Source organism: bacterium (genome assembly GCA_036524115.1).
GTDB lineage: Bacteria > JAUVQV01 > JAUVQV01 > JAUVQV01 > DATDCY01 > DATDCY01.
Map to the genome: position 1 here is coordinate 1 of DATDCY010000183.1, position 2,974 is coordinate 2,974.

General features: G+C 75.2%; 3 protein-coding genes. All 3 read left to right on the top strand.

The genetic code is table 11. The annotated features are described in order from the left end of the window. Positions 1–1,027 (top strand): thiamine pyrophosphate-dependent enzyme (locus VI078_08955; protein ID HEY5999409.1); only part of this gene is annotated, 1,027 nt, incomplete at its 5' end. A gap of 24 nt (positions 1,028–1,051) precedes the next feature. Further along, positions 1,052–1,888, top strand: a complete 837-nt coding sequence (gene menH, locus VI078_08960; GenBank protein HEY5999410.1) for a 2-succinyl-6-hydroxy-2,4-cyclohexadiene-1-carboxylate synthase — start codon at positions 1,052–1,054, stop codon at positions 1,886–1,888. A 106-nt stretch (positions 1,889–1,994) separates the two neighbouring features. Continuing rightward, positions 1,995–2,816, top strand: a complete 822-nt coding sequence (gene menB / locus VI078_08965) for a 1,4-dihydroxy-2-naphthoyl-CoA synthase (protein ID HEY5999411.1) — start codon at positions 1,995–1,997, stop codon at positions 2,814–2,816. Positions 2,817–2,974 lie beyond the last annotated feature (158 nt).

Consider the following 2,974-nt stretch of genomic DNA (forward strand, 5'->3'; position numbering starts at 1 on the left):
GGCCGCCGGGCTCTGCGAGCGCCTCGGCTGGCCCGTCGCTGCCGACGTGCGCTCGGGGCTGCGGCCCGGCGCGGGGCCGGCGCGGCGCATCGGCCACATCGACCAGATCCTGCTCAGCCCGCAGGTGCGCGCCGCCTTCGCCCCGGACGTCGTGCTGCACCTCGGCGGCCAGCCGACGTCCAAGCGGCTCGCGCAGGCGCTGGCGGCGCTGCCCGACGCGCAGGTCATCTCCGTTCAGGAGCACCCCTTCCGGCACGACCCCGACCACCGGGTCGCGCTGCGGATCCAGTCCGGGATCGGCCGGTTCTGCGTGCTGCTCGCCGCGCGCCTCGGCAGCGGCGACACGGAGGCCGCCGGCGCCTGGGGCGTGCCGCTGCAGGCGGCCTCGGCGTCTGCGGCGGCGGCGATCGAGGCCTTCGTCGCGGGCTCGCCGCTGGGCGAGATCGCCGCGGCGCGCGTCGTCTCGCGCGAGATCCCCGCCGGCCACGGCCTCTTCCTCGGCAACAGCATGCCGGTGCGCGACATGGAGATGTTCGCGGACGCGTGCGGCCCCCGCGTGGCCGTCGCGGCCAACCGCGGCGCCAGCGGCATCGACGGCGTCGTGTCGACGGCCGCCGGCTTCGCCTGCGGGCTGGGCCGGCCCGCGACGCTCATGATCGGCGACCTCTCGCTCCTGCACGACCTGACCGCGCTCCTGCAACTGCGCGCGCTGCCGCAGCCCCTGGTGATCGTCGCGCTCAACAACGGCGGCGGCGGCATCTTCCACTTCCTGCCGATCGCCTCGCAGCCGGCGCTGCTCGATCCCTGGTTCACCGCGCCGCACGACGCGGACCTCGCCGGCGTGGAGCGGCTCTTCGGCATCCCGGTGCGGCGTCCGCGCACCATCGCCGAGTTCGCGACCGCCTACCGCGAAGCCTGCAGCGCCGGCGCGCCCGTCCTCATCGAGGTGCGCACCGACCGGGCGGAGAACCTCGCCGCGCACCGGGCCGTCGGGGCGGCCGTCGCCGCCGCGGTCGAAGCCCCGTAGCGGGCGCCGGAGTCCGCGACACACATGGCCGCGAAGCCGAAGAAGGGCGCCGCCACGCCCGGAGACCCGCCCGCAGGTCGTCCTCTCGCCTTCGAGGAGCGCGGCCCCGCCGGCGCCCCGCCGCTGCTGCTGCTCCACGGCTTTCTGGGAAGCCGGCGCGACTGGGATCCCGTGGCCGCCGCGCTCGCGGGGTCGCGCCGCTGCATCGCCGTCGACCTTCCGGGGCACGGTGAGACCGGCGCCCCGGCGGACGAGGGGCTCTGGACGCCGGCCGGCTGCGTCGAGGCGCTCGCGGCGCTGCTGAAGGAGCGCGGCGGGGGCGCAGTGGCCGGCTACTCTCTCGGCGGACGGCTCGCGCTGCAATTGGCCGCGGAGCACCCGAAGACCGTGACGCGCGCCGTGATCGTCTCGGCGACGCCGGGAATCTCCGGCGAGTGCGGGCGCGGACAGCGGCGCGCCATGGACGAGGGAGCCGCGCGGCGGCTCGAGGGCGGCGGGCTCGACGCCTTCCTCAAGGAGTGGTACGAGATGGCGCTCTTCGCCCCGCTACGCGAGCACGCGCGGTTCCCGCAGGTCCTCGAGCGGCGACGGCGCAACGACCCGCGCCTGCTCGCGCGCTCGCTGCGGCAGATGGGCGCCGGAGCGCAGCCGCCGCAGTGGGACGCGCTCCCGGCGCTGCGCGTGCCGCTGCTCTTTCTCGTCGGCGAGCGCGACCAGAAGTTCACCGACATCGCCTTCGACGCGGTGGCGCGCTGCCCGAACGCGGAGGCCGTGGTCGTGCGCGGCCGCGGCCACGCCCTGGTCGAGGAGGCCCCGGAGCGGGTGGCGCAGGAGATCGCGGGGTTCCTGGCGGCGGGATGAGCCGTCGCCCCGCCCCCTCGCGGGCGGCGCGGGCTTGTGGCCGCGGCTGCCGCGGCTTACCATGGCGCATCACGACGACCCGACCGACGGCGGCAAGGGAGGACACATGGCATCCATCGACTGGCGCGAGGCGCTGACCTTCACCGACATCCTCTACCACAAGGCCGAGGGGATCGCGAAGATCACGATCAACCGGCCGCGCGTGCGCAACGCCTTCCGGCCGCGGACGGTCGTCGAGATGATGCGGGCGCTCGACGACGCGCGCGACGACGCCGGCACCGGCGTGGTCATCCTCACCGGCGCCGGCGACAAGGCCTTCTGCTCCGGCGGCGACATCAAGGTGCGCGGCGACGACGGCTACAAGGACGAGAAGGGCGTCGAGCGTCTCAACGTCCTGGACTTCCAGCGGCAGATCCGCACCTGCCCCAAGCCGGTGATCGCGATGGTCGCCGGCTACGCGATCGGCGGCGGCCACGTGCTGCACCTGCTCTGCGACCTGACCATCGCGGCGGAGAACGCGCGTTTCGGCCAGACCGGGCCGCGCGTCGGCTCCTTCGACGGCGGCTACGGCGCCAGCTACCTGGCGCGCGTCGTCGGCCAGAAGAAGGCGCGGGAGATCTGGTTCCTCTGCCGGCAGTACGACGCACAGCAGGCGCTGGCGATGGGCCTCGTCAACACGGTCGTGCCGCTGGCGCGCCTCGAGGAGGAGACGGTCGCCTGGTGCCGCGAGATCCTCGCGAACTCGCCGCTGGCGATCCGCTGCCTCAAGGCCGCGCTCAACGCCGACTGCGACGGGCAGGCGGGGCTGCAGGAACTGGCCGGCAACGCGACGCTGCTCTTCTACATGTCCGAGGAGGGGCAGGAGGGCCGCAACGCGTACCTGCAGAAGCGCAAGCCGGACTTCTCGCGCTTCCCGCGCAGACCCTAGGAGCCGGGCGTGCGGCTCGCGCGGATCGGCGTGCGCGCCTTCGACCTGGCGCTGGCGCGGCCGCTGCGCGTCGGCGGCCAGGTCCTCGCGCGGCGGACCGGGCTGCTCGTCACCGCGTCGGACGGCGAGGGGCACGCCGGCATCGGCGAGGCTGCGCC